This window comes from Lysobacter sp. BMK333-48F3 (assembly GCF_019733395.1).
Taxonomy (GTDB): domain Bacteria; phylum Pseudomonadota; class Gammaproteobacteria; order Xanthomonadales; family Xanthomonadaceae; genus Lysobacter.
The window spans coordinates 4,422,419-4,443,307 of record NZ_JAIHOO010000001.1 but is presented as its reverse complement, the minus strand read 5'-3'; the positions used below and the strand labels follow the sequence as shown (position 1 = coordinate 4,443,307).

Here is a 20,889-nt window from a genome sequence, read left to right as displayed (position 1 = left end):
CGGCGGCAGTCACGATGGACGCAGACAATTCACCGATAGCGCAGGTTTCCAACGCGTTCTTGGAGTATCAGTACCAGGTGCTCGGCATCCTGGAATACATGAGCTCCCCGGACGTCACCGAAATCTGCATCAACCGGCCGGGCGAGCTCTATCTGGAGACTCGCTCCGGCTGGAACCGGATCGAAGTGCCGAGCCTGACGTTCGAGCGGGCCCGGCAGTTCTGCACCGCGGTGGTCAACGAGAGCAATACCGGCCAGCGCATCACCGATGCCGACCCGGTGGTCTCGTTGACCTTCCCGACCGGGCAGCGCGCCCAGTTCGTGATCCCGCCGGCCTGCGACTCGGGCAAGGTGTCGATCACGATCCGCTTGCCGTCCAAGCACAGCAAGACCCTGGCCCAGTACCAGGAAGACGGTTTCTTCAACCAGATCCTGGAAGGCGCGCACACCATCAGCGACCACGACCGGGAGCTGCTGGAGCTGCGCGCGCAGCGCAACTACGCCGACTTCTTCCGCAAGGCGGTGCAGTACAAGAAGAACATCGTGGTCGCCGGCGCCACCGGCAGCGGCAAGACCACCTTCATGAAGTCGCTGGTCGGTCACATTCCGAACTACGAACGGCTGGTGACGATCGAGGACGCGCGCGAACTCTTCATCGAACAGCCGAATGTGGTGCACTTGCTCTACTCAAAAGGTGGACAAAGCACCAGCAATGTCACGGCCAAGAGCTGCATGGAGGCCTGTCTGCGAATGAAGCCGGACCGGATCATCCTGGCCGAGCTGCGCGGCGACGAATCGTTCTATTTCATTCGTAACTGCGCCTCGGGCCACCCGGGATCGATCACCAGCTGTCACGCCGGCAGTACCGCGCAGACCTGGGATCAGCTCGCGCTGATGGTGAAGGCGTCCAACGAAGGGTCGGGGCTGGAGTTCTCGGTCATCAAGCGCTTGTTGATGATGACCATCGATATCCTGGTGCATATCAAGGCCCACGCGGGCCAGCGATACATCACCGGCATCGACTTCAACCCGGAGCGCGCCTTCGCCGAGTGAGGCGAGGGTGCTGAATAGCCTGAACTGTGACGCAGTTGTGCACGGCCATTGACATTGCTGGCTCCAGAATGAATCATTGCTGCGTCAATGCGACTTTCGATAAGTCCTTCATTTCTGGAATGTTTGCAGGGGGTCGGCGCCAAGGTCGGCACGGGGGGATCAAGGAATGTTGCCCGGAATTGAGTTGACGAATTGCACGGGCCTGGCTGTCCCGAACGAAGTGATGCAACACGTCGTGCGCGTGGAGTCCTCGTTCAATCCCTACGCCATCGGCGTGGTCGGCGGCCGCCTGGTGCGCCAGCCCAAGAACCTGTCCGAGGCGGTGGCCACCGCGCGCATGCTCGAGCGCCGCGGCTACAACTTTTCGCTCGGCGTCGCCCAGGTCAATCGTTACAACCTGGAGAAGTACGGCCTGCCGTCGTACGAAAAGGCGTTCGAAGTCTGCCCGAACCTGCAGGCCGGCTCGAAGATCCTGGCCGAATGCTATGGCCGCTCCGGCTCGAACTGGGGCAAGTCCTTCAGCTGCTACTACTCCGGAAACTTCGTCACCGGTTTCCGTCACGGCTACGTGCAGAAGATCTACGCGTCGATCAACAAGGCCGCCGCGGCCGAGTCCGACGGCCAGGCCATCGCCCTGGCCGGCCTCGCCGCGCCGGCCCAGCGCCGGGTCGGCAGCGCGCCGATGTCGGCGGCCGCGGCGACCGCGACCGCGCGCGGGGTCTATGCCCCCGGCCGTCAGTCGGGCCCGCAGCGCCTGGCCGCCGCGCTCGACCCGGCGTCCGCGCCGGTCGCCGCCGCGCCGGCGATGGCCGCGGTCGCGGCCCCGATGCCGTTACCTACGCCAGTGGTGGTGGGGCCGCAGCCCCTTGCCGCGGCGGTCCGACTTGCTCCGGCCGGTACGGCTGCGGTCCAGCCGCAACCGCTCCAGCCGGTCAAGGTGATGCCGATGAACGCGGCCACGGCGGCTGCGCCTGTCGCTCCCGCGCCGGCAACGGCGGTTTCCCCGGGAGACCAGGCCTTCGTCTTTTGATTGTTGATGTCCTCCACCGACCCCGTAAGCGATTCCGTTTTCCTCGACCACCACTGACCACTCGCTAAAAAGAAGGGATTTCTTCATGAATACCATCGTCCTCAAGAACTTCGCCTCGGCCTTCGCCATGGCCGTCATGTTCGTCGCCCTGCTGGCCCTGCCCGAGCTGGCCTTCGCCCAGAACCCGGCCGAAGGCCGCGTCAAGGGCTTCCTCGACAACCTGAACGGCCTGCTGAACATCGCTTCGGTCGCCATCGTGACCATCGCCGTGATCTTCGCCGGCTACCAGATCGCCTTCGCCCACAAGCGCATCGCCGACGTCGCTCCGGTCCTGCTCGGCGGCTTCCTGATCGGCGCCGCGGCCCAGCTGGCCAAGATGGTGATTCCGGAAGACGTCGGCGCCGACCCGGGCATGATCCTGTCCGCTCTGTCGCTGTATGCATAAGAACGTACTGTTTCGCGGCTGCACCCGCCCGCCGATGTTCCTCGGCGTGCCGTACGTGCCGTTCGCGATCGGCGCGGGCACCAGCCTGCTGCTGACGTTCTACATCGACATGTTCTGCATCCTGCTGCTGCCGATCGTGATTTTCATCATGCGGCAGATGGCCCGGCGCGACGAAATGATCTTCCGTCTGCTCGGCCTGCGGCTGCAGTTCCGCATGCGGGTCCGCAACCTGCAGAAGAACGCGAGCATGTGGGTTTTCTCGCCGAACCTCTATCGCAATCCTGGCGAAAAGAGCAAGGCATAGTGCCGTAACCGGACGCCATTGCGGTCAGGCCGCAATGGCGTTCGGCGCAGTACCGCAGTCAGGTTCGGAACCTGCGACGGCCGAGGCCGGCGCGGGTTCCGCCCACATCCCACAGCAGATACCAACGCCGCCACATGCTGAGTCCAGACGCCCCCATCAGCGAATTCATCCCGCTGTCCACCCATGTTTCTCCGACGGTGATCAAGACCACCGGCGGCGACTACATGCTGGTGTGGCACCTGGGCGGCCTGCCGTTCGTCGGTCGCGAGGAGTGGGAGCTGGAGCACCGCCACAACACCTTCAACCGCATGCTGCAGACGCTGCGGGCGCCGGATTTCACCAACGTTGCGTTCTGGGTCCACGACGTGCGCCGCAAGCGCCGGATCAAGACCGACAGCAAGTTCGGCCAGACTTTCAACCAGCAGCTCTCCGACGGCTATTTCGCCTCGCTGTCCGGGCAGAAGCTGATGCAGAACGAGCTGTACCTGACGATGATTTACCGCCCGATCGTGTCGGGCAAGCGGCTGACCGAGAAGTCCTCGAACGTCCAGCAGCTGCAGGAACAGCAGGACCAGGCCATCGCCAAGGTGCTGGAACTGGCCAGCAACGTCGAGGCGGTGCTGAAGGACTATGCGCCGTACCGCCTGGGCATGTACGAGGCCAAGAACGGCGTCGTCTTCTCCGAGGCGCTGGAGTTCTTCGGCTACGTGCTCAACCGGATCGACGAGCCGGTGCCGGTGCTGCCCGCGCCGGTCTACAACTATCTGCCGGTCAGCCGCCATACTTTCGCCAGCAAGACCGGCGACTTCGTGGTCACCACGCCGACCGGGCAGAACCATTTCGGCGCGATCCTCAACGTCAAGGAATACACCGACGCCACCTATCCGGGCATCCTCAACGGCCTGAAGTACCTGGATTTCGAGTACGTGGTGAGCCATTCCTTCAGCCCGATGGGGCGCCAGGACGCGCTCAAGGTGCTCGACCGCACCAAGGGCATGATGATCTCCTCCGGCGACAAGGCGGTCAGCCAGATCGCCGAGCTCGACTATGCGATGGACCAGCTCGCCTCGGGCAACTTCGTGCTCGGCGAGTACCACTTCAGCTTCGCGGTGTACGCCGACAGCCAGGAAGCGCTGGCGCAGAACATCGCCATGACCCGCGCCGAGCTGTCCAACGCCGGCTTCGTCTCGGTCAAGGAAGACCTGGCCGTGACCGCGGCCTATTACGCCCAGTTCCCGGCCAACTGGAAGTACCGCACGCGCCTGGCCAACGTCAGTTCGCTGAACTTCCTCGGCCTGTCGCCGCTGCACAACTTCGCCACCGGCAAGAAGGAAAACAACCCCTGGGGCGACTGCGTCACCACGCTGCAGACCACCAACGGCCAGCCGTATTTCTTCAATTTCCACGCCACCCATCCGGCCGAGAACTCGCTCGGCGAGAAGGCGATCGCCAACACCATGGTGATCGGCAAGTCCGGTACCGGTAAGACCGCGCTGATCAACTTCCTGCTCAGCCAGGTGCAGAAGCTCAAGCCGACGCCGACGATTTTCTTCTTCGACAAGGACCGCGGCGCCGAGATCTTCGTCCGCGCCTGCGGCGGCAACTACCTCGCGCTCGAGAACGGCCAGCCGACCGGCTTCAACCCGTTCCAGTGCGAGAACAACGAAACCAACGTCCAGTTCCTGTCGGACCTGATCAAGGTGCTGGCCGGCAAGTCGGTGTACTCGGCGCGCGAGGAAGAGGACATCTTCCGCGCGGTCGAGAACATCCTCGACACGCCCATGCACCTGCGCAGCATGACCAACCTGCAGAAGAGCCTGCCCAACATGGGCGACGACGGCCTCTATGCGCGCCTGCGCAAGTGGACCGCGGGCAATTCGCTGGGTTGGGTGTTCGACAATCCGGTCGACACGATCAACCTCGAGAAGGCCAGCATCATCGGTTTCGACTACACCGACGTGATCGACAACGTCGAAGTGCGCGTGCCGGTGATCAACTACCTGCTGCATCGCCTGGAAGAGCTGATCGACGGCCGTCCGCTGATCTACGTCATGGACGAGTTCTGGAAGATCCTCGACGGCGGCGGCGCGCTGAAGGAATTCGCCAAGAACAAGCAGAAGACCATCCGTAAGCAGAACGGCCTGGGCATCTTCGCCACCCAGAGCCCGGAAGACGCGCTGGCCAGCGACATCTCGGCCTCGCTGATCGAGCAGACCGCGACCCTGATCCTGCTGCCCAACCCGAACGCGAGCCGCGAGGACTACATCGAAGGCCTCAAGCTCACCGATGCCGAGTACCAGGTGGTCAAGAGCCTGGACGAGCGTTCGCGTTGCTTCCTGGTCAAGCAGGGCCATGCCGCGACCGTCTGCCAGTTGAACCTGCGCGGCATGGACGACGCGCTGGCGGTGATCTCCTCGTCGACCGACAACATCGAGATCATGCACCAGGTGGTGGAGAAAGCAGCGCACAAGGCCGGCGTGGCCGCGGACGATCTCAGTCCCGACGCCTGGCTGCAGGATTTCTACGACAACCGCAAGGGCTCGGGCAAGGGCGGCGCCAAGAGCGCCTCGCCCAGCCGGTCCGCCGCTTAATCACGCGATCACCTTGAACCGCAACGTCAAGCGCGACTTACGAGATCAGGAGAAAAGGAAGATGAAGACCATGAATGCCAAGCAGGCGATCAAGAAGAACCTGGCCGTTGCGGCCCTCGCGGCTGCCTGCGTTTTCGGCGTCGGCAGCGCCAACGCCCAGTGGGTGGTGACCGACCCGGGCCACACCATCCAGAACATCGTCACCCAGATCAAGGGCTTCGCCGAGCGTTACGGCCAGCACATCAAGGAATACACCAAGCTGCAGCAGCAGGTTCAGCACTTCCAGCAGCAGGTGGTCAAGCTGCAGAGCATGCTGAGCACGATCGGCATGCCGGCGCAGGAGCAATGGAAGGAGCTGAACAAGTCGGAAGAAGTCGCAGCCAAGTGCGCCTCCAGCGGCGGCGGCGGCGGCGGTCTTCCGATCATCGGCGCGTTGACCGGCGCGTTCAAGCTTGATCTCGGCGGCGACGTCGCCAAGCAGCAGCGCCAGATCTGCGCCAACATCGTCAGCGCCAAGGTGGACAAGTACAACTACACCGTCCGTTTCGCGCGCGACACGCTGCCCGAAATGGAGCGTCAGATGAAGGAGCTGGAAAAGAAGCGCAACAGCGACCTCAAGCAGGGCACGATGGAGGCGGTCGCCAACGACTCCGCGCGCCTGGCGAACGGCATGTCGGCCAAGTTCGCCAACTACGAGGGGCAGATGCAGGCTTACGACAGCTACATCGCGGCGATGGAAGACAACCAGCGCCAGCTAGTGGAAACGGCGATGAACGGTCGCGCCGGCATCCTCGGCTCGGTGTTCAAGACCACCGCGTTGAAGATGGCGCTCGATAACTGAGCGTCGGATAGCGGGCGAAAGGACGACGCGGGACGGAGTTCCCGCGATGAGCAAGGGATTCACTAAATCAGGGGCATGAGCCCCAGAGGGCGTGGTGGCGGTATGAGTAAGGCATTCAACCTCGTTGGCGGATCGGCGAGCGGCTTGACCGATTGGTTGAGCCCCAGCATCGACTCGGCGGGCGACTTCATCTTCTTCCGCTTGATCCTGAAATATCTGCGCAAGGAGATCGAGAAGTTCGGCATCGAGATCCTCGGCAACGCGATGCAGTGGGCCGGCGGCATCGCCCTGACCTTGCTGACCCTGTGGATCATGATTCAGGGCTATCGCATCGCCACCGGCCAGTCGCGCGACTCGATGATGGCCCTGGTGACCAACTCCCTGCGTGCGACGTTGATCGTCGGCGTGGCCACGACCATGGCCATGTTCGGCACTCCGATGCACCAGTTCCTGACCAAGGACGTCAAGAAGGAGATCCACTGGGTCATCACCGGCGAGGACACCGATCCGGAGAGCGAGATCGACAAGAACCTGGGCTACATGCAGCTGGCCTGGTCGAGCATCGATATGCTCGACGCGATGGACGACAACGTCCTCGACGCCAAGAAGACCCGGGCGATGTGGTTCGTCGGCGTCGGCGCCGGCGGCCCGGCGGTCACCGCCGGCATTTCGTTGCTGCTGTACGAAATCGCGATGGCCTTGTTCGTCGGGTTCGGGCCGATATTCATCTTGTGTTTGCTGTTCGACCAGACCAAACAGTTGTTCAGTAAATGGCTGTTCTACGGCATAGGCACGATGTTCTCGATGGCGGTGCTCAGCGCGATGATCTCGATCTCGCTGAAGATGGTCACCAAGGTCGCCCTGGCTCTGTGGGGGACCGCCATTGCAGGCGCCCTGACCGGCCTGGACACGTCCGACGGCATGTCGAGCCAGGCCCTGCAGCAGGGCGGCCTGGGCCTGATCCTGTCGGTGCTGATCATCAGCGCGCCGCCGATGGCCGCGGTGTTCTTCCAGGGCGTGATGGGTCAGTTCAGCACCTTCAACAGCTTCGGCGGCGGACAGGCTTCGCCTGGCGCCGGCCAGCCGCCGAGCCATAATCGCGGCTACGAGGGCGGCGGTTACGGCGGCGGTTATGCGCCTCAGACGCAAAATACGCGTGAAGTCGGTTCCGCTGACAGAGCCAGCAGTTTCAGTGGCGGTTCACCCAGCAACACTCACGCTACCGGCACGTACAACAACGCCGGTCCCGCGCATTCCGATACGATGAAAGTCGATACGCGGCGAGCTAGGGAATAGTTCCGTTAGACACGCTGAAGGGGTCATATGAAAGCTCGCCTCTGCTTGGTTGTTCTGGCGTTGGCATTCTGGGCCGGCGGTGCCTACGCGCAATGTCCGGCGGGTATTCCGTCTGCCGGGAACCCGCAATGCGTTCCGCCGAACGCTCCGGGTTGGGGGCACAACTCGTCTTCCGGCGAGCCCGCCCGACCGGAGCCCGTTTGGAAGCGCACTTGGGGCGCGATCGCCGCCGATGGCGTCAGTGCCGCTCTAGGCACTGCTTCGGGTATCGACAGCAGAGAGTCCGCCGAACAGATTGCATTGATGGAGTGCAGCGAGCGCGGTGGCAAGGATTGCGTGCTGGATGTCTCCTATTACGACCAGTGTGCGGTGCTCGTTACCGGCGACAAGCGTTATCTGGTGCAAACGGCAGTTTCGATCGAGAGAGCGACCGAGGTGGGAATGCAGAAATGCAACGCCAAGGACACGAATTGCCGCGTCTACTACTCGAACTGCACTGCGCCGATAAGGGTGCAGTAAGCAGAGCGATTTGGGCACGTGATGGGTGGCCGCTCGCTGAAGCTGCAGTACAAAACAAAGCGACGCCTTCGGGCGTCGTTTTTTTTGGGGCGTGTCGAGCCAAAGAGCTGGAAAAGAGGGCGACTTCGATGTCTGGCGCTTTTCAGGGGCAGGCCGGACGAGTCTAGGTCGTAGTCGTAGTGCTGTTTTTTCTGTCATCGCCAGGACAAGGAGTCTCTCGATGCGCTCGTTGACGGTTGTATTGCTGCTTGGGGTGGTGGGCGGTGCGCACGCCCAATGCCCGGCGGGCATGCCGAACACGCCCGGTTGCATTCCTCCCGACGGTCCGGGCTGGCGGCACAACATGCCCGCACCTGCCGACGAAGCCAGGCCGCGCGCCCCCAAGCAGTGGTTGTCCCGTTGGGGCGCGATCGCGGTCGACGACGGCACCAACAGCGTCGGCACCTCGACCCAGTCGACGAGCAAGCAGGACGCCGAACAGGAAGCGATCGATCGCTGCGTGGACAACGGCGGAGGCGGGTGCCGGGTCGTGCTGGCGTATCACGACCAATGCGGCGTCCTGGCGTGGGGTTACGACTATTACGCGACCGCTCGCGCGCCCTCGGTGGACAAGGCCTCGGAGATGGCGGTCTCCGAATGCAGCAAGTCCACCAAGGACTGCAAGGTCGCCTACTCGGACTGCGCCTTGCCTACAGCGGTTTACTAACATTGCGATGATTCGCCCCGATGATACTTCGAGCAGCGGTGCCATCTGTCGTCGTCGCTCGTCTTGAGTGTCGGAGGCGGTCAAGCAGTAGCCTCAACGCCGGATGAGGTTTGCCTGTAGTCGGGCTACGGATGCTACCCAGCAGTTGAGAGGATGATTTGATGCGCATCATGTTGGTTGGTTGTCTGATGGGGTTGGTGGGAACGGTTTACGCCCAATGTCCGGCAGGCATCCCGTCCGCGGGCAATCCGCAGTGCGTTCCTCCCAATGCCGCCGGGTGGCCCAACGGCGCGCATGAAGAGAGTCAGCCGCGGCCGACTCCTCGCCCGAAGCCCGTGAAATGGGCATCGCGTTGGGGTGCGGTGGCCATCGACAGCAACAACAACGCAATCGGCGTCTCCTCGGAGGCTTCGAGCCAGCGCGAAGCCGAATTCGAGGCCATGGATCTCTGCGGCTCCAAGGGCGGCGGCGGCTGCAAAGTCAGCCTGACTTATCGCGATCAATGCGGCGTAGTGGTCTGGGGCGATAATTTCTACGCGACGGCGCATGCGGCATCGGTTCCCGAGGCATCCGTACTGGCGATGGCGCGCTGCGAGCAGTCGTCCTCGAACTGCAAGGTCTTTTATTCGGATTGCGCGCACGCAGTCCCTGTTCAGTGAGACGCCCTGGTGATTGCGGTGCGATCCGGCTGAACCGGCGCCGGCCGGAACTCGAACAGTGACGTTTCCGGCGCCGCTTTGAGGAGCGGCGTATAGTGTCCGCAGGCTCCAATGCCGAAGGAGCGGGCGATGAAACCCATCGCGCTCAGCCTCATCGCAATGCTCGGGTTCGCCGGGCCGGCCGCCGCGCACTTCCCGTTCGCGGTTCCCTCGGGCGGGCATTTCGAGTGGGTGTTGTTCAACGCCTGGGGGCGGGCGCCACCCGCGGAAGTGATCTATCCCGAGCCGCCGCCGGTCGCTCCCCGCGACTGGCTGACGCAATGGGGCGCGATCGCGGTCGACGAAGGCAGTCGCAGCGTCGGCACTTCGACGCAGGTGGCGAGCCAGTCGGAGGCGGAGCTTGAAGCCTTGCAGCTCTGCGCCCGCGAGGGCGGGGGCGGGTGCAAGATCGTGCTGGTCTACCGCGATCAGTGCGGGGTGCTGGCCCGGGGCGGCGATGTCTATGCGTCGGCGCGCGGCCCCGACGTGCCGGGAGCGTCCGACCTGGCGCTGGAACAATGCACCCGGTCCGCCGCCGACTGCGAGATCGCCTACACCGATTGCGCATACCCTGTTCCGGTCTATTGAGCCGCAGGCGGATCGGTTGTCGCTTCGCGGGACGGTAGCGGCGCCGGCGCAACGGCCGGCCGCGTTCGAGTCCATAAGTCGAACGCCGTTCAGCCACGCGCCGGTCGGCGACTGTGGCGTGGCGACGGCCTTTGCTAGGATGGCTTACGGCCTGGAACAGGGCATCGATGCGCGGCTTTCGCGCACCCCGTAGGTCATGGAGAGACGGTAACCCTATGCAAGCCATTCGTTCCTGCGGCCTGGCCGCGCTGCTGGCATTGACGGTCGCGTGCCAGGCCCAGGCGCCTGCCGCCGACACCGCGCCGGCGCCCGCGCCTGCAGCCGCGCCCGCGCCTGAGGCGCCCGCACCGATCGCCGAACCCGCGAGCGTTCCCGCCCCAGCCGACGCGGCGCCACCCGCAGCCGCGGCCGCGTCCAAGGACGAACCCGCCACCGACAAGGAAGCCAGCATGTTCCGCGAGTCCTACAGCAAGTGCGCCGAAGCCACCGACGGCGTCACGTTCGAGATCCAGAACTGCATCGAGCAGGAGTTCGTCTACCAGGACGATCGCCTCAACGCCGCCTACAAGCGTCTGCAGACGCTGGTGCCGGCCGCCGAGATGGCGGTGCTGCGCGACGCGCAGCGCAAGTGGATCGCCGAGAAAGACAAGGCCTGCGCCTGGGACGCCGAGACCGAAGGCCAGGCCCAGCGCATCGAAGCCAACAGTTGCGCGTTGAAGATGACCGCCGAGCGCGCGGTCGAACTGGAGGCGATGGTCGCGCGCCAGCGCTGATCCGCCGCCTAGGAAGCCCCACGACAATCAATGGAGTGAATGCAATGGCAGACGATATCGAGAAGGCCAAACGGGCCGTCAACGGCTGGCACATCGGCCAGACCTCGGCGGGCTACGAGTCCTCGGGCAAGGGCGCCGGGACGATTTCGACCGGCGTCGGCGACGCCGGCGGCGTGTCGTACGGCGAGTACCAGCTGTCGAGCAAGAAGGGCACGGTGCAGGAGTACCTGGAACAGTCGCGCTACGGCGATCAGTTCAAGGGGCTGACCCCGGCCACGCCCGAGTTCAACGCCAAATGGAAGCAACTGGCCGCCTCCGATCCCGGCTTCGGCAAGGATCAGCACGACTTCATCGGCCGCTCGCATTTCGACAAGCAGAACGATGCGCTGAAGGCGCGCGGCATCGACCTGTCCGACCGCGGCCGTGCGGTGCACGACGCCTTGTGGAGCACCTCGGTGCAGTTCCGCGGCCTGACCCCGGACATCTTCGACAAGGGGATGAAGGAAGCCTTCGGCAAGGACTACAAGCTGTCGGAACTGAGCGACAAGCAGATCGTCGAGGCGGTGCAGGACTACAAGATCGCCCACAACAACACCTTGTTCAAAAGCTCGCCGGACTGGTGGCCGGGGCTGCTCAAGCGCGCCAACAACGAGAAAGACTCGCTGGTGCAACTGGCCAACCAGGAAGAGCTGCTGAAGAAGAACGGCATCGAGGTGCCGCCGGTATCGCTGGCGCCGGGCAGCCGTTCGCACGATGCCGCGCCGCGCCCGGCGCCGAGCCGCGACGCGATGGCCGACGGCGTGCTCAAGCTCGAAGAGCGCGGGCCGGCGGTGCGCGAGTTGCAGGAAAACCTCAACCGCCTGGGTTTCCGCGACGCGCAGGGCAATCCGCTGTCGGCCGACGGCCACTTCGGCAAGCACACCCAGGAAGCGGTGCAAGCCTTCCAGCGCGCGCACGGCCTGGACGACGACGGCAAGGCCGGGCGCGATACCTTGAACGCGCTCAAGAACGCAGCGCCGGCGCAGGGCCAGAACGAGGCCCGCAGCCAGGGGCCGTTGCTGTCGGATCCGGCGCATCCGAATCACGCGCTGTACAAGCAGGCTTTCGACGGCCTGGAGAAGCTCGGCGCGCAGGGTTATCCCAATCGCGAGGACCGCGAGCGAGCAGCGGCGACGATGGCCTACGAGGCCAAGGCCGGCGGCCTGAGCCGGATCGATCATGTCGTGGCCAACGCCAGCGGCAGCGGCGTGTTCGCGGTGCAGGGCGCGCTGAACGACCCGGCGCACCTGCGCGCGCACGTGGACAAGGGCCAGGCGACGAGCCAGTCGGTGCAGCAGACCAGCCAGCAGTTGCAGCAGGATGCGGCGCAGATGCAGCCGGCGCAGGCACCGCCCGAGCGGCAGGGGCCCCGGCCGGCGATGGCCTGATCCTGGGCAGGGTGGAGCGGGGCGGGGCAGTGCGGCGCGGACGGAGCCTGGCTGCGGCCGTTCGTACAATACCGGCGGCGCTGCGAATCGGGCAGCGTGCCGATGCCTGCGCCGCGCTTGCGTGCGCAGGCGGACCGGCATCGGGCTGGCGCTGCGTCGCCGGATCCTGCCTTTTTGCGTGGATTGGCGATCGACGGCCCGCGTCGCGCGCATGACGTACACTTGCCCCAAGACCGGTCACCATGCGATGAAACGATTTCAGTCCGTCTGTCTGTTCGTGATCTGCGGCCTGGCGGCGTGCAAAGCGCCAGACCGCGGCACGCCTGCGCCCGAGCCCGCCGCCCCCGCGGCGAAGCAAGCGCAGGCCGGCCAGGCGAACACAGGAGTGTCCATGCCGATCTCTGTTTCCGCCCAGCTCAGCGCCGCCGGCACCTTGCAGGCCGAGGCCGGCGACCTGAGCCTGAGCCTTACCGCGCCCGCCTGCATCGAGCAGAGCGATACCCTGAGCCTGTGCAACCGCGGCGTCGAGCTGAGCCTGAGCCGGCGCGACGGCAGTCTGCGCCAGACCCTCAAACCCGACGCCTTGTACCTGGACAGCGTCAAGACCGTGTACCGCGGCCCGCTCGACGAGCGCTTCCCGCAGGGGGTGTCGCTGGTGCTGGCCGACGTCGACGGCGACGGCCACGACGACCTGCTGCTGTGGACCGGCAAGGAAGGCGCGCACGGCGCCGCTTCCTACGACGTGTTCCTGTACGACGCGGCGCGGCGCAGCTTCGAGTTCGACCAGGAGTTCTCCGACATCGGCATCGGCAGCAACGGCCTGTTCGCCGTTCGTGACGGACGTCTTGTTTCGACCTCCACCGACGGCTGCTGCCTGCACGTGATCGAAACATACGCCATCGAAGGTGGGCGGCCGAAGCTGGTCGAACGTGTCACCCAGGACTCGACCGAGGGCCAGGATAAGGTTAAGGTTCGCACCGAGAAGCTCGTCGACGGCGAGATGAAGGAGGTGCTTCACCAGCCCTGATGCGAACAGGGCGCGGCTGATCTTCAGCCACACACAACGCTGGTACATGCAACGCACGGGTCCCTCGATGGATCCGGCGATACAACAAATTCCAATGACATGCACGTACAGGAGATAGCACCATGAGCAACGGCCACGGCCGGAGCACGGACGGCTTTGGGATAGACCGCAATTCGTCGGTCAACCTCATCGTCAAGACCGCGCTCGAAAACGGCGTCACCGATACGCGCCAGATCGCCTACATGCTGGCGACGGCGCAGCACGAAACCCGCAATTTCAGCGCCCCGGAAGAGGATTTCGGCCGGTCGCAAGCGCGCAAGCTGGGCTACAGCGGCGGGGAAGATTTCTATGGTCGCGGGTACGTGCACCTGACCCACGACTACAACTACAAGACTTTCGACAAGCTGCTGGGCCTCAACGGGCAGCTGGTCAAGAATCCTGATCTCGCCAAAGACCCCGAACTGGCCGCCAAGATCCTGGTGGTCGGCATGCGCGACGGTCTGTTCACCGGCAAGCGTCTGGACCGCTACATCGACGAAGACTCGCACGATCTGTACAACGCGCGTCGCACCGTCAACGGCGTCACCCCGGCCAAGGCCTGGACCGTGAAAGCGGCCAAGGACTGCGAGAATTACGCCGAGGCCTGGGAGCGCAAGCTTCCCGGGATCATCGAAGACATCAAGAAGAACGGCGTGTCGATCGGACATGCCGATACGCGGGCGCCTGCCCGCGAACCGGCCGCGGCGCGCAATGCGCTGGCCGACGGGCTGCTCAAGCAGGACGAACGCGGCCCGGCCGTGCGCGGCATGCAGGAGTCGCTCAACAAGCTCGGTTATCACGACGCGCGCGGCCAGGCGCTGCGCGCCGACGGCGATTTCGGCGAGCGCACCAAGGAAGCGCTGCAGGCCTTCCAGCGCGCCCACGGGCTCAAGGACGACGGCATCGCCGGCCCCAAGACCCTGGAAGCGCTGAAGCAGGCCGAACGCGCGCCCTTGCTGTCGCATGCGTCCCATCCCGACCACGCGATGTTCAAGAACGCGGTCGACGGCTTGGAGAAGCTCGGCCCGCAGGCGTTCAAGAGCCACGCCGAACTCGAACGCACCGCCGCGACCTTGACCTACGAGGCCAAGGTCAGCGGGCTCAGCCGCATCGACCACGTGGTGCCGACCGCCAACGGCGGCGGCCTGTTCGCCGTGCAGGGCGCCTTGACCGACCCCGGTCACCAGCGCGTGCACGTCGACAAGGCCCATGCGGCGCAGCAGCCGATCGAGCGGTCGACTTTCCAGACCGGGCAGGACGCGCCGCAGCTCGCAGCGCAGACGCCGGAGCAGAAGCCGAAGAGCCATACGGTCTGAGCCGACGGCGCCTCGTTCGCTTGCGCGATCGGGGTGCCCGGACTCGTCCGGTTCGAATCGGTCCGCTCCGTCGCCGCCTGCGCGTCGGCCGTCGCCGCGCGCCACGACTTTCGCCCGATCCGAACCGGCGCCGTGCCCGCGCCCCGGGACGCTTGCGTCCTGCGAACGAATCCGCCGATCCCGGCGTCTTTCCGTACCTCGATCATCAAGGAACTGCCATGAAAGCTTCGAACCTGTTGGGCCTTGCGTTGTTGACCGCGCTCGCCGGCTGCAATTCGGCCAGCGCGCCGGGCGGCGAGAACGCAGCGGCGCCCGCGCCGGCCGCGACCGAGGCGGCTGCGCCGGCGGCCGAAGCCGCGCCGGCTGCAGCGGCTGAGCCCGCAGCGAGCGAAGCGACTGCCGCGCCGGCCGGCGACGGCCGTTCGCTGTGCGCGGCCAACGAGGACGTCGTGTTCGCCTGCAAGCTCGACGGCGGCCAACTGGCCTCGATCTGCGCCTCCAAGGGCGCCAGCGAACAGTCGGGCTATGTCTATTTCGCCCAGGGCGCCGGCCGCGCCGAGTACCGCTTTCCGGCCGACAACGCCGCCCCGGCGGGCCGCTTCAAGCGCACCCAACTGGGCTTCGCCGGCAACAGCGGCGGCTACGCGTACTCGTTCGAGGACGCCGGCAGCAAGCGCATTTTCTATTCGATTTCCGGCGAAGCCGGACTGCAGGAGCAAGGCCTGATGACCGTCGCCGCCGGCGCGGCCAAGGCCGACAAAGTGCAGGCCTGCGAGTCGGGCAGCGTGGTCGACGACATCGACGACGCGCTGTTCAAGTTCACCCGTAGCTGGGGCCGCGACGACGCCATCGATCGCAGCGGCCTGCCGGCCAAGAGTTGATTCCACGGCCGGAACGGTCCGGCCGTCGCCACGATTTCATCAAGGAGGAGTACACCATGTCGAACCCGAGCAATCGCGATTTCCTGCTGCAACACGCCTATAACGCCGGCATCCGCGATCCGCGCGAACTGGCCGCGTTCATGGGCCAGATGCAGGTCGAGTCGGGCCGCTTCCGCAGCATGCACGAAGGCCTGGGCTACAGCGCCGAGCGCCTGCTGGAAGTGTTCCCGGGCCGCAACGGCATGGACACCCTCGCCGAGGCGCGCGCCGCCGTGAACGGCGGCCGCGAGCAGATCGCCGACCAGATCTACGGCGGCCGCTGGGGCCGCGACAATCTCGGCAACACCGAGCCGGGCGACGGCTGGCGTTTCCACGGTCGCGGCTACGTGCAGCTGACCGGCCGCGACAACTACGAGCGCGCCGCGCGCGAACTCGGCATGGACCTGACCCGCAACCCGGACCTGGCCGCCGACCGCACCAACGCCGCCAACATCGCCGTGCACTACTGGCAGAGCCGGGTGGTGCCGCACGGCCACCAGTTCGACGTGCGCGCGGCCACCCGCGACATCAACGGCGGCAGCAACCACCTGCCCGAGCGCCGCGCCGCGGTCGCCGAGTGGGAGCGCATGCTGTCGCCGGAAGTGATGCAGGGCCTGGCGCGCGGCCAGGTGAATCTGCCCGAGACGCAGGGCCGGGGCGGCCGCGATGCGATGGCCGACGGCGTGCTCAAGCTCAACGAGCGCGGCCAGGCGGTGCAGGACATGCAGGAAACGCTCAAGCGCCTGGGCTATCGCGATGCCGCCGGCGGCGAGATCAATCCGGACGGTCATTTCGGCCGCCGCACCGAGGAAGCGCTGAAGGCGTTCCAGCGCGCCAACGGCCTCACCGACGACGGCATCGCCGGCCGCGACACGCTCAACGCCCTGCGCAACGCGCAGCCGCAGCGCGACCAGCAGCCGGCCGAACGCCAGCAGCCGGCCCAGGCCGAGCCGGCGCGCACCGGTTCGCTGGCCGATCCGGCCAACCGCGACAATCCGATGTACCGCCAGGCCGTGGAAGGCCTGGAGCGACTGGGCCCGAACGGCGGCTTCCGCAACCGCGAGGACATGGAGCGCGCCGCCGCCACCCTGACCTACGAAGCGCGCGTCAGCGGTCTGAACAAGATCGACCACGTGGTGCCCAACGCCAGCGGCACCGGCCTGTTCGCGGTGCAGGGCGAGGTCAACGACCCGGCGCACCATCGCGTTCACGTCGACCGCGGCCAGGCCGTCGCGCAGACCGTGCAGCAGACCAGCCAGCAGTTGCAGCAGGACGTGCCGCAGCAGGCCCAGCAGCAACAGCAGCAGGAGCGTCAGCAGCAGCGGCCGGTGATGGTCTGAGGTCCAGGCGCCGGCGGCGACGCCGGCGCGCAGCAGGGGTTGTCGGTCAAGGACGACGGCCAAGGATGGATGGTCAGGGACGACCAGAGGTAGCCGGTCGCTCACGCGGGGAGGCGGGAGCGGTCGGTGCGGTCCGGTCTGGCGCGTTCGCCGCCGATACGGCGGACGCGCCATTCCGGCTCGCAGAATCGATGCGGATGCGAGTGCGGTTGGCGAGTCACAGTCACAGGATGGCAAGGCAATGAAGATCGATGCACTGGTTCCGCCGCTGGCGCTGGCTGCCCTGGGGTGGGCGCTGACGGCCTGCGCGGCGGAACCCGCCGGCGAGCGCGTGGCCGCCGTGTCCGCAGCGAGCCAGGCAGCGCAGTCCCCCGACGCTGCCGCCGTGCGGACCCGGCCCGCGCCGGCGCAGATTCCGGCGGGTTTTTCGTCCTACGCCAGCGCATCGATCGGCGGTCATCGGCAGTGCATGGTGGGTGCGGCGACCGACGAGGACGGCATGAACCAGCGGCCGGTGGTCTACCTGGCCGAAGCCTCGGGCCGGCCGGTCTGGGTGCGCAGCCTGGCGTTGCCGGCGGACATGCATCAGGGACGCGCCACCCATTGCCTGGGCCAGGACGGGGCGTTGTACGTGCTGCTGCAGACCGACACCCAGTCGCAACAGAGCCTGTCGCAGACCGTGCTGCACGCGCTGAAGCTGGACCCGCGCGACGGCGCGACCGTGGCCCAGGCGCAACTGCGCGTGCCCGGCGCGAGCGGGGCGGCGTCGGCCTGGGTCGGGGAGGACCCGGCCGGCTTCGCCTGGCGCGACGGCGGCCTGGAGGTCGGCGGGCAGTTCGCCAATGGCGGCGATCGCGACCGTCCGCAACCGTTCCGGCTGCGCTTGAACGGGGATCTGCAACCGTGATCGCGACCCGGCAAGCGTGAAGCGGTGCCGCGAGCCGGCCGCCGGCGACGGTTAAGCTCGTCGCCGCAGGCGGCGGAGTCGAAGCTCCGCCGCGATCGTCCGCAGTATTCGGAGAGTCGAGTGATGAAACGCATCCAGTCCGTGTTGTTGTTGTCCGCGCTGTTCGCCCTGGGCGGCTGCGAGGTCGAGTCCAAGAGCCAGCCGGCGGCGGTCAAGCCGGCACTCGCCCAGGGCGCCGGCGTCGCTTGCCCGTCGCAGGATTTCGATGCCTTCCTGGTCGCGTTCATGGACGACCCGGCGGTGCAGAAGGCGTTCACCAAGCGCCCGCTGCAGAGCGAAACCGTGGATGCCGACGCGATGCCGGAGCCCAAGCCGGTGACGGCGCTGCTCGACGGCGAAAAACTGGAGTTCCCGCTGATGCCGAGCACGGCCAGGCAAAAGCAGGACGGACTGGCGTTGAGCCAGAGCGAGTCGAACGGCGACAAGGAAGTGATGCTGGCCAAGCCCGACACCGACTACCAGCTGTCGTACTTCTTCCGTAAGGGCGATTGCTGGACCTTGTACCGCATGCGCGACGACTCGCTGTGACCGGCGCCAACGAACCTGCCCCGAGGACTTCCATGTCTTACCAAGACGCCATGAACACGATCCTGCCGCCGCAGCAGGGCCGTTCGCCGCACATCACCGGCCACTACGGCGAGCACCGCGACGGCGGCCCGCACGGCGGCTCCGACTTCAATTACGTCGGCGGCCAGAGCGGGGTGAACCTGACCCATCCGCGGATCCACTCGCCGGTCGCCGGCACGGTCGAGTTCGTCGGCGGCCGCTTCGGCACGATCGGCATCCGCGACGGCGAGGGCAACCTGCACCAGTTGCTGCACACCGACCGCCAGTCGGTGGTGGTCGGCCAGCACGTCGAGCCCGGCACCGAGATCGGCACCATGGGCGGGCGCGGCCCGCGCGGCGCCGATCAGTACGCCCAGCACGTGCACTACCAGATGAAGGACGCGCAGGGGCGCAACCTCAACCCCGAAGATTTCTGGAACCGGCGCCAGAGCGTCGGCGCGCGCGATCACGGCCACGACGGCCACGATCACGACCGCGGCCACGCCCGCAGCGCGCAGCGCGACGACGGCGTGCTGCATCGCGGCGAGCGCGGCGAACAGGTGCTGGCGCTGCAGGAGAACCTCAACCGGCTCGGTTTCCGCGACGATCAGGGCCGGCCTTTGCAGGCCGACGGCGAGTTCGGCGACCGCACCCGCCAGGCCTTGCTGGCCTTCCAGCGCGCGCACGGGCTCGAGGCCGACGGCATCGCCGGACGCAACACCCTGGCCCAGCTCGGCCGCGCCGAGTCGGCGCCGCTGCTGTCGAATCCGGCCCATCCGAATTACGCCATGTACCGCCAGGCGGTCGACGGCCTGGAGCGGCTCGGTCCGCAGGCCGGCCTGCGCAACCGCGAGGAGCTCGAGCGCGCCGCCGGCACGCTCACCTACGAGGCGCGCGTGGCCGGCATGAACCGGATCGACCACGTGGTGCCGAATCTCAACGGCAGCGGCCTGTTCGCGGTCCAGGGCGGGCTGCAGGACCCGGCCCACCACCGCGTCTTCGCCGACCGCGGCCAGGCCGTGGCGCAGAGCGTCGAACAGTCCAGCCAGCGCCTGCAGCAGGACGCGCCGGCCCAGGCCCAGGCGCAGGTCCAGGCCGATCCGCAGCAGAGCCTGGAAGCGCGCCAGCACAGCGGGCCGCGGATGGTGATCGCATGAAATGAGGCCGGCGCCCGCGGCACGGGGCGCCGGCGCAGGACCCGATCGCGGCGGCGCATCGCCGCGGTCGTCCAGGCTCGGTTCGGCCGCAGGCCCGTGATCCCGGTGGAGGGCGGGCGTGCGACCGGTTCGGGACAGGCATCGCAGGCGCAAGGGAATGCGTCGACCAGGGAAGCGATGTCCGCGACAGGGAGGTCGACTCCGCCAGGGAGGGCGGAGGCGGCAGGGCAGGTCCGACCGCTAGGGAGGTCGGGCCTGTCGCTGCCACGTTCCGCCGCGCGCCGGCTCCGGCCGTCGCGCGGCGCGGGCGGCTTGAACCCCCGCGGCGCTTGCGCGAGCATCGGCCTGCGGGATACCCCCTCATCGACCGCGTCCGCCACGGCGAGCGCGGGCGCCAGCCAGCGGAGGTTCGGCGATGAACGCGAACGCTCAGGAACCGCGCCTGACCGTGCCGGAAGGCGCAGGCACGCAAACCCTCGACGATCTGCGCCGGGCCGAGCAGCGCAACCTGCTCAGCAGCCCCAGCCACCCGCACCACGATTTCTTCGCCCAGGTCCGGGTCTGCTTGGACAAGCAGGACGCGCTGCGCAGCTTCCCGACCGAGCAGCGCGACAACCTGGCCGCCGCGCTGGCCCTGGAAGCGCGCGCCGGCGGTCTGCGCAGCGTCGACCACGTGGCCATGAGCCGCGACGGCGCGCGCAGCTTCGCCATCGAGGGCGAGCCGGACGCGCCGGGGCGGCGGATCGCCCACGTCGACACCGCCCAGGCCGCGGCCCAGTCGATGGAACGCACCACCCAGCAGTTCGTGCAGTTGGAGCGCGAGCGCCAGTTGCAGGAGCTGCAGCGCGACGCGCAGCGCCAGCCCGGCGACCGCGACCAGCGCCAGGACGAGAACCGCGAGGAGCGCCGCGAGCCCTCGCCGATGCGCAGTCTGTTCAAGGACCGCGACTGACACCGCGCCGGACGCGCCCCCGCGCGCGCAGGCCAGGAGGCCGAATGAACGAGTACCGACACCACATCCAGACCCGCGGCCACTACCAGATTGTGGCCCTGACCCGCGACTCCGACTACGAGGAGGACGACATCTACGCCTATGCGGTGCTGTCCTCGTCCGGGCTCAAACTGCGTCAGGAACTGACCCTCAGCGACGCCCGGCTGTGGCTGGAGCAATGGGAGCGCGAACTGGCCTCCAGCGGAGCCCCTGCGCCGGATATCATGGCCGCATCGCGCCCGCCGGCGCCGCCCAGCGCGCGGCCCGGACGGAGGCGACGCTGACCGACAGCGGGTTCGGGGATTCCAAGCAGGAA

22 protein-coding genes are annotated in these 20,889 nt (G+C 66.8%); all 22 read left to right on the top strand.

What is annotated here, in order from left to right; all coding sequences use genetic code 11:
* Positions 1-14: 14 nt before the first annotated feature.
* The 22 genes from virB11 (at position 15) to K4L06_RS18985 (ending at position 20,857) form a co-directional block, all read left to right on the top strand.
* Positions 15-1,052, top strand: a complete 1,038-nt coding sequence (virB11, locus tag K4L06_RS19090; RefSeq protein WP_221672900.1) for a P-type DNA transfer ATPase VirB11 — start codon at positions 15-17, stop codon at positions 1,050-1,052.
* Between the two features lie 166 nt (positions 1,053-1,218).
* Positions 1,219-2,082 carry a lytic transglycosylase domain-containing protein gene (locus K4L06_RS22805; RefSeq protein WP_221672899.1) on the top strand — a complete coding sequence of 288 codons (864 nt, stop codon included), beginning with the start codon at positions 1,219-1,221 and terminating at the stop codon, positions 2,080-2,082.
* An 85-nt stretch (positions 2,083-2,167) separates the two neighbouring features.
* On the top strand, positions 2,168-2,527 hold the full coding sequence (locus K4L06_RS19080; RefSeq protein ID WP_221672898.1) for a TrbC/VirB2 family protein: 360 nt from the start codon (positions 2,168-2,170) through the stop codon (positions 2,525-2,527).
* Positions 2,520-2,831 carry a VirB3 family type IV secretion system protein gene (locus K4L06_RS19075; RefSeq protein ID WP_221672897.1) on the top strand — a complete coding sequence of 104 codons (312 nt, stop codon included), beginning with the start codon at positions 2,520-2,522 and terminating at the stop codon, positions 2,829-2,831. The genes K4L06_RS19080 and K4L06_RS19075 overlap by 8 nt, the downstream gene beginning before the upstream one ends.
* Before the next feature lie 134 nt (positions 2,832-2,965).
* The gene (locus K4L06_RS19070) at positions 2,966-5,422 is read left to right on the top strand and encodes a VirB4 family type IV secretion/conjugal transfer ATPase (protein WP_221672896.1); all 2,457 of its coding nucleotides are present in this window, start codon (positions 2,966-2,968) and stop codon (positions 5,420-5,422) included.
* A gap of 61 nt (positions 5,423-5,483) precedes the next feature.
* A complete protein-coding gene (locus K4L06_RS19065) occupies positions 5,484-6,263 on the top strand; it encodes a DUF4141 domain-containing protein (RefSeq protein ID WP_221672895.1) in 780 nt (259 codons plus the stop codon).
* Between the two features lie 144 nt (positions 6,264-6,407).
* The gene (locus K4L06_RS19060; protein ID WP_255595268.1) at positions 6,408-7,559 is read left to right on the top strand and encodes a type IV secretion system protein; all 1,152 of its coding nucleotides are present in this window, start codon (positions 6,408-6,410) and stop codon (positions 7,557-7,559) included.
* 27 nt (positions 7,560-7,586) lie between these two features.
* Positions 7,587-8,078, top strand: coding sequence for a DUF4189 domain-containing protein (locus K4L06_RS19055; protein WP_221672893.1), 492 nt, complete (start codon positions 7,587-7,589; stop codon positions 8,076-8,078).
* A 343-nt stretch (positions 8,079-8,421) separates the two neighbouring features.
* Positions 8,422-8,784: a DUF4189 domain-containing protein gene (locus K4L06_RS19050; RefSeq protein ID WP_221672892.1), complete on the top strand. Its 363-nt coding sequence runs from the start codon at positions 8,422-8,424 to the stop codon at positions 8,782-8,784.
* A gap of 161 nt (positions 8,785-8,945) precedes the next feature.
* A complete protein-coding gene (locus K4L06_RS19045) occupies positions 8,946-9,443 on the top strand; it encodes a DUF4189 domain-containing protein (protein WP_221672891.1) in 498 nt (165 codons plus the stop codon).
* A 129-nt stretch (positions 9,444-9,572) separates the two neighbouring features.
* Positions 9,573-10,070, top strand: a complete 498-nt coding sequence (locus tag K4L06_RS19040) for a DUF4189 domain-containing protein (protein WP_221672890.1) — start codon at positions 9,573-9,575, stop codon at positions 10,068-10,070.
* A 215-nt stretch (positions 10,071-10,285) separates the two neighbouring features.
* Positions 10,286-10,843: a lysozyme inhibitor LprI family protein gene (locus K4L06_RS22665; RefSeq protein ID WP_255595267.1), complete on the top strand. Its 558-nt coding sequence runs from the start codon at positions 10,286-10,288 to the stop codon at positions 10,841-10,843.
* Between the two features lie 44 nt (positions 10,844-10,887).
* Positions 10,888-12,270, top strand: a complete 1,383-nt coding sequence (locus K4L06_RS19030) for an XVIPCD domain-containing protein (protein ID WP_255595266.1) — start codon at positions 10,888-10,890, stop codon at positions 12,268-12,270.
* Between the two features lie 391 nt (positions 12,271-12,661).
* Positions 12,662-13,297 carry a hypothetical protein gene (locus tag K4L06_RS19025; protein WP_221672889.1) on the top strand — a complete coding sequence of 212 codons (636 nt, stop codon included), beginning with the start codon at positions 12,662-12,664 and terminating at the stop codon, positions 13,295-13,297.
* A 122-nt stretch (positions 13,298-13,419) separates the two neighbouring features.
* Positions 13,420-14,652 carry a peptidoglycan-binding protein gene (locus K4L06_RS19020; protein WP_221672888.1) on the top strand — a complete coding sequence of 411 codons (1,233 nt, stop codon included), beginning with the start codon at positions 13,420-13,422 and terminating at the stop codon, positions 14,650-14,652.
* 218 nt (positions 14,653-14,870) lie between these two features.
* Complete coding sequence (locus K4L06_RS19015) at positions 14,871-15,533, top strand: hypothetical protein (protein WP_221672887.1); 663 nt, start codon at positions 14,871-14,873, stop codon at positions 15,531-15,533.
* 56 nt (positions 15,534-15,589) lie between these two features.
* A complete protein-coding gene (locus K4L06_RS19010; RefSeq protein WP_221672886.1) occupies positions 15,590-16,912 on the top strand; it encodes an XVIPCD domain-containing protein in 1,323 nt (440 codons plus the stop codon).
* 241 nt (positions 16,913-17,153) lie between these two features.
* On the top strand, positions 17,154-17,819 hold the full coding sequence (locus K4L06_RS19005) for a hypothetical protein (protein WP_221672885.1): 666 nt from the start codon (positions 17,154-17,156) through the stop codon (positions 17,817-17,819).
* Between the two features lie 123 nt (positions 17,820-17,942).
* Positions 17,943-18,407: a hypothetical protein gene (locus K4L06_RS19000; protein WP_221672884.1), complete on the top strand. Its 465-nt coding sequence runs from the start codon at positions 17,943-17,945 to the stop codon at positions 18,405-18,407.
* A 32-nt stretch (positions 18,408-18,439) separates the two neighbouring features.
* Positions 18,440-19,582, top strand: a complete 1,143-nt coding sequence (locus K4L06_RS18995) for an XVIPCD domain-containing protein (RefSeq protein ID WP_221672883.1) — start codon at positions 18,440-18,442, stop codon at positions 19,580-19,582.
* A gap of 415 nt (positions 19,583-19,997) precedes the next feature.
* The gene (locus tag K4L06_RS18990; protein ID WP_221672882.1) at positions 19,998-20,534 is read left to right on the top strand and encodes an XVIPCD domain-containing protein; all 537 of its coding nucleotides are present in this window, start codon (positions 19,998-20,000) and stop codon (positions 20,532-20,534) included.
* A 44-nt stretch (positions 20,535-20,578) separates the two neighbouring features.
* A complete protein-coding gene (locus tag K4L06_RS18985) occupies positions 20,579-20,857 on the top strand; it encodes a hypothetical protein (protein ID WP_221672881.1) in 279 nt (92 codons plus the stop codon).
* The last annotated feature ends 32 nt before the right edge of the window (positions 20,858-20,889 follow it).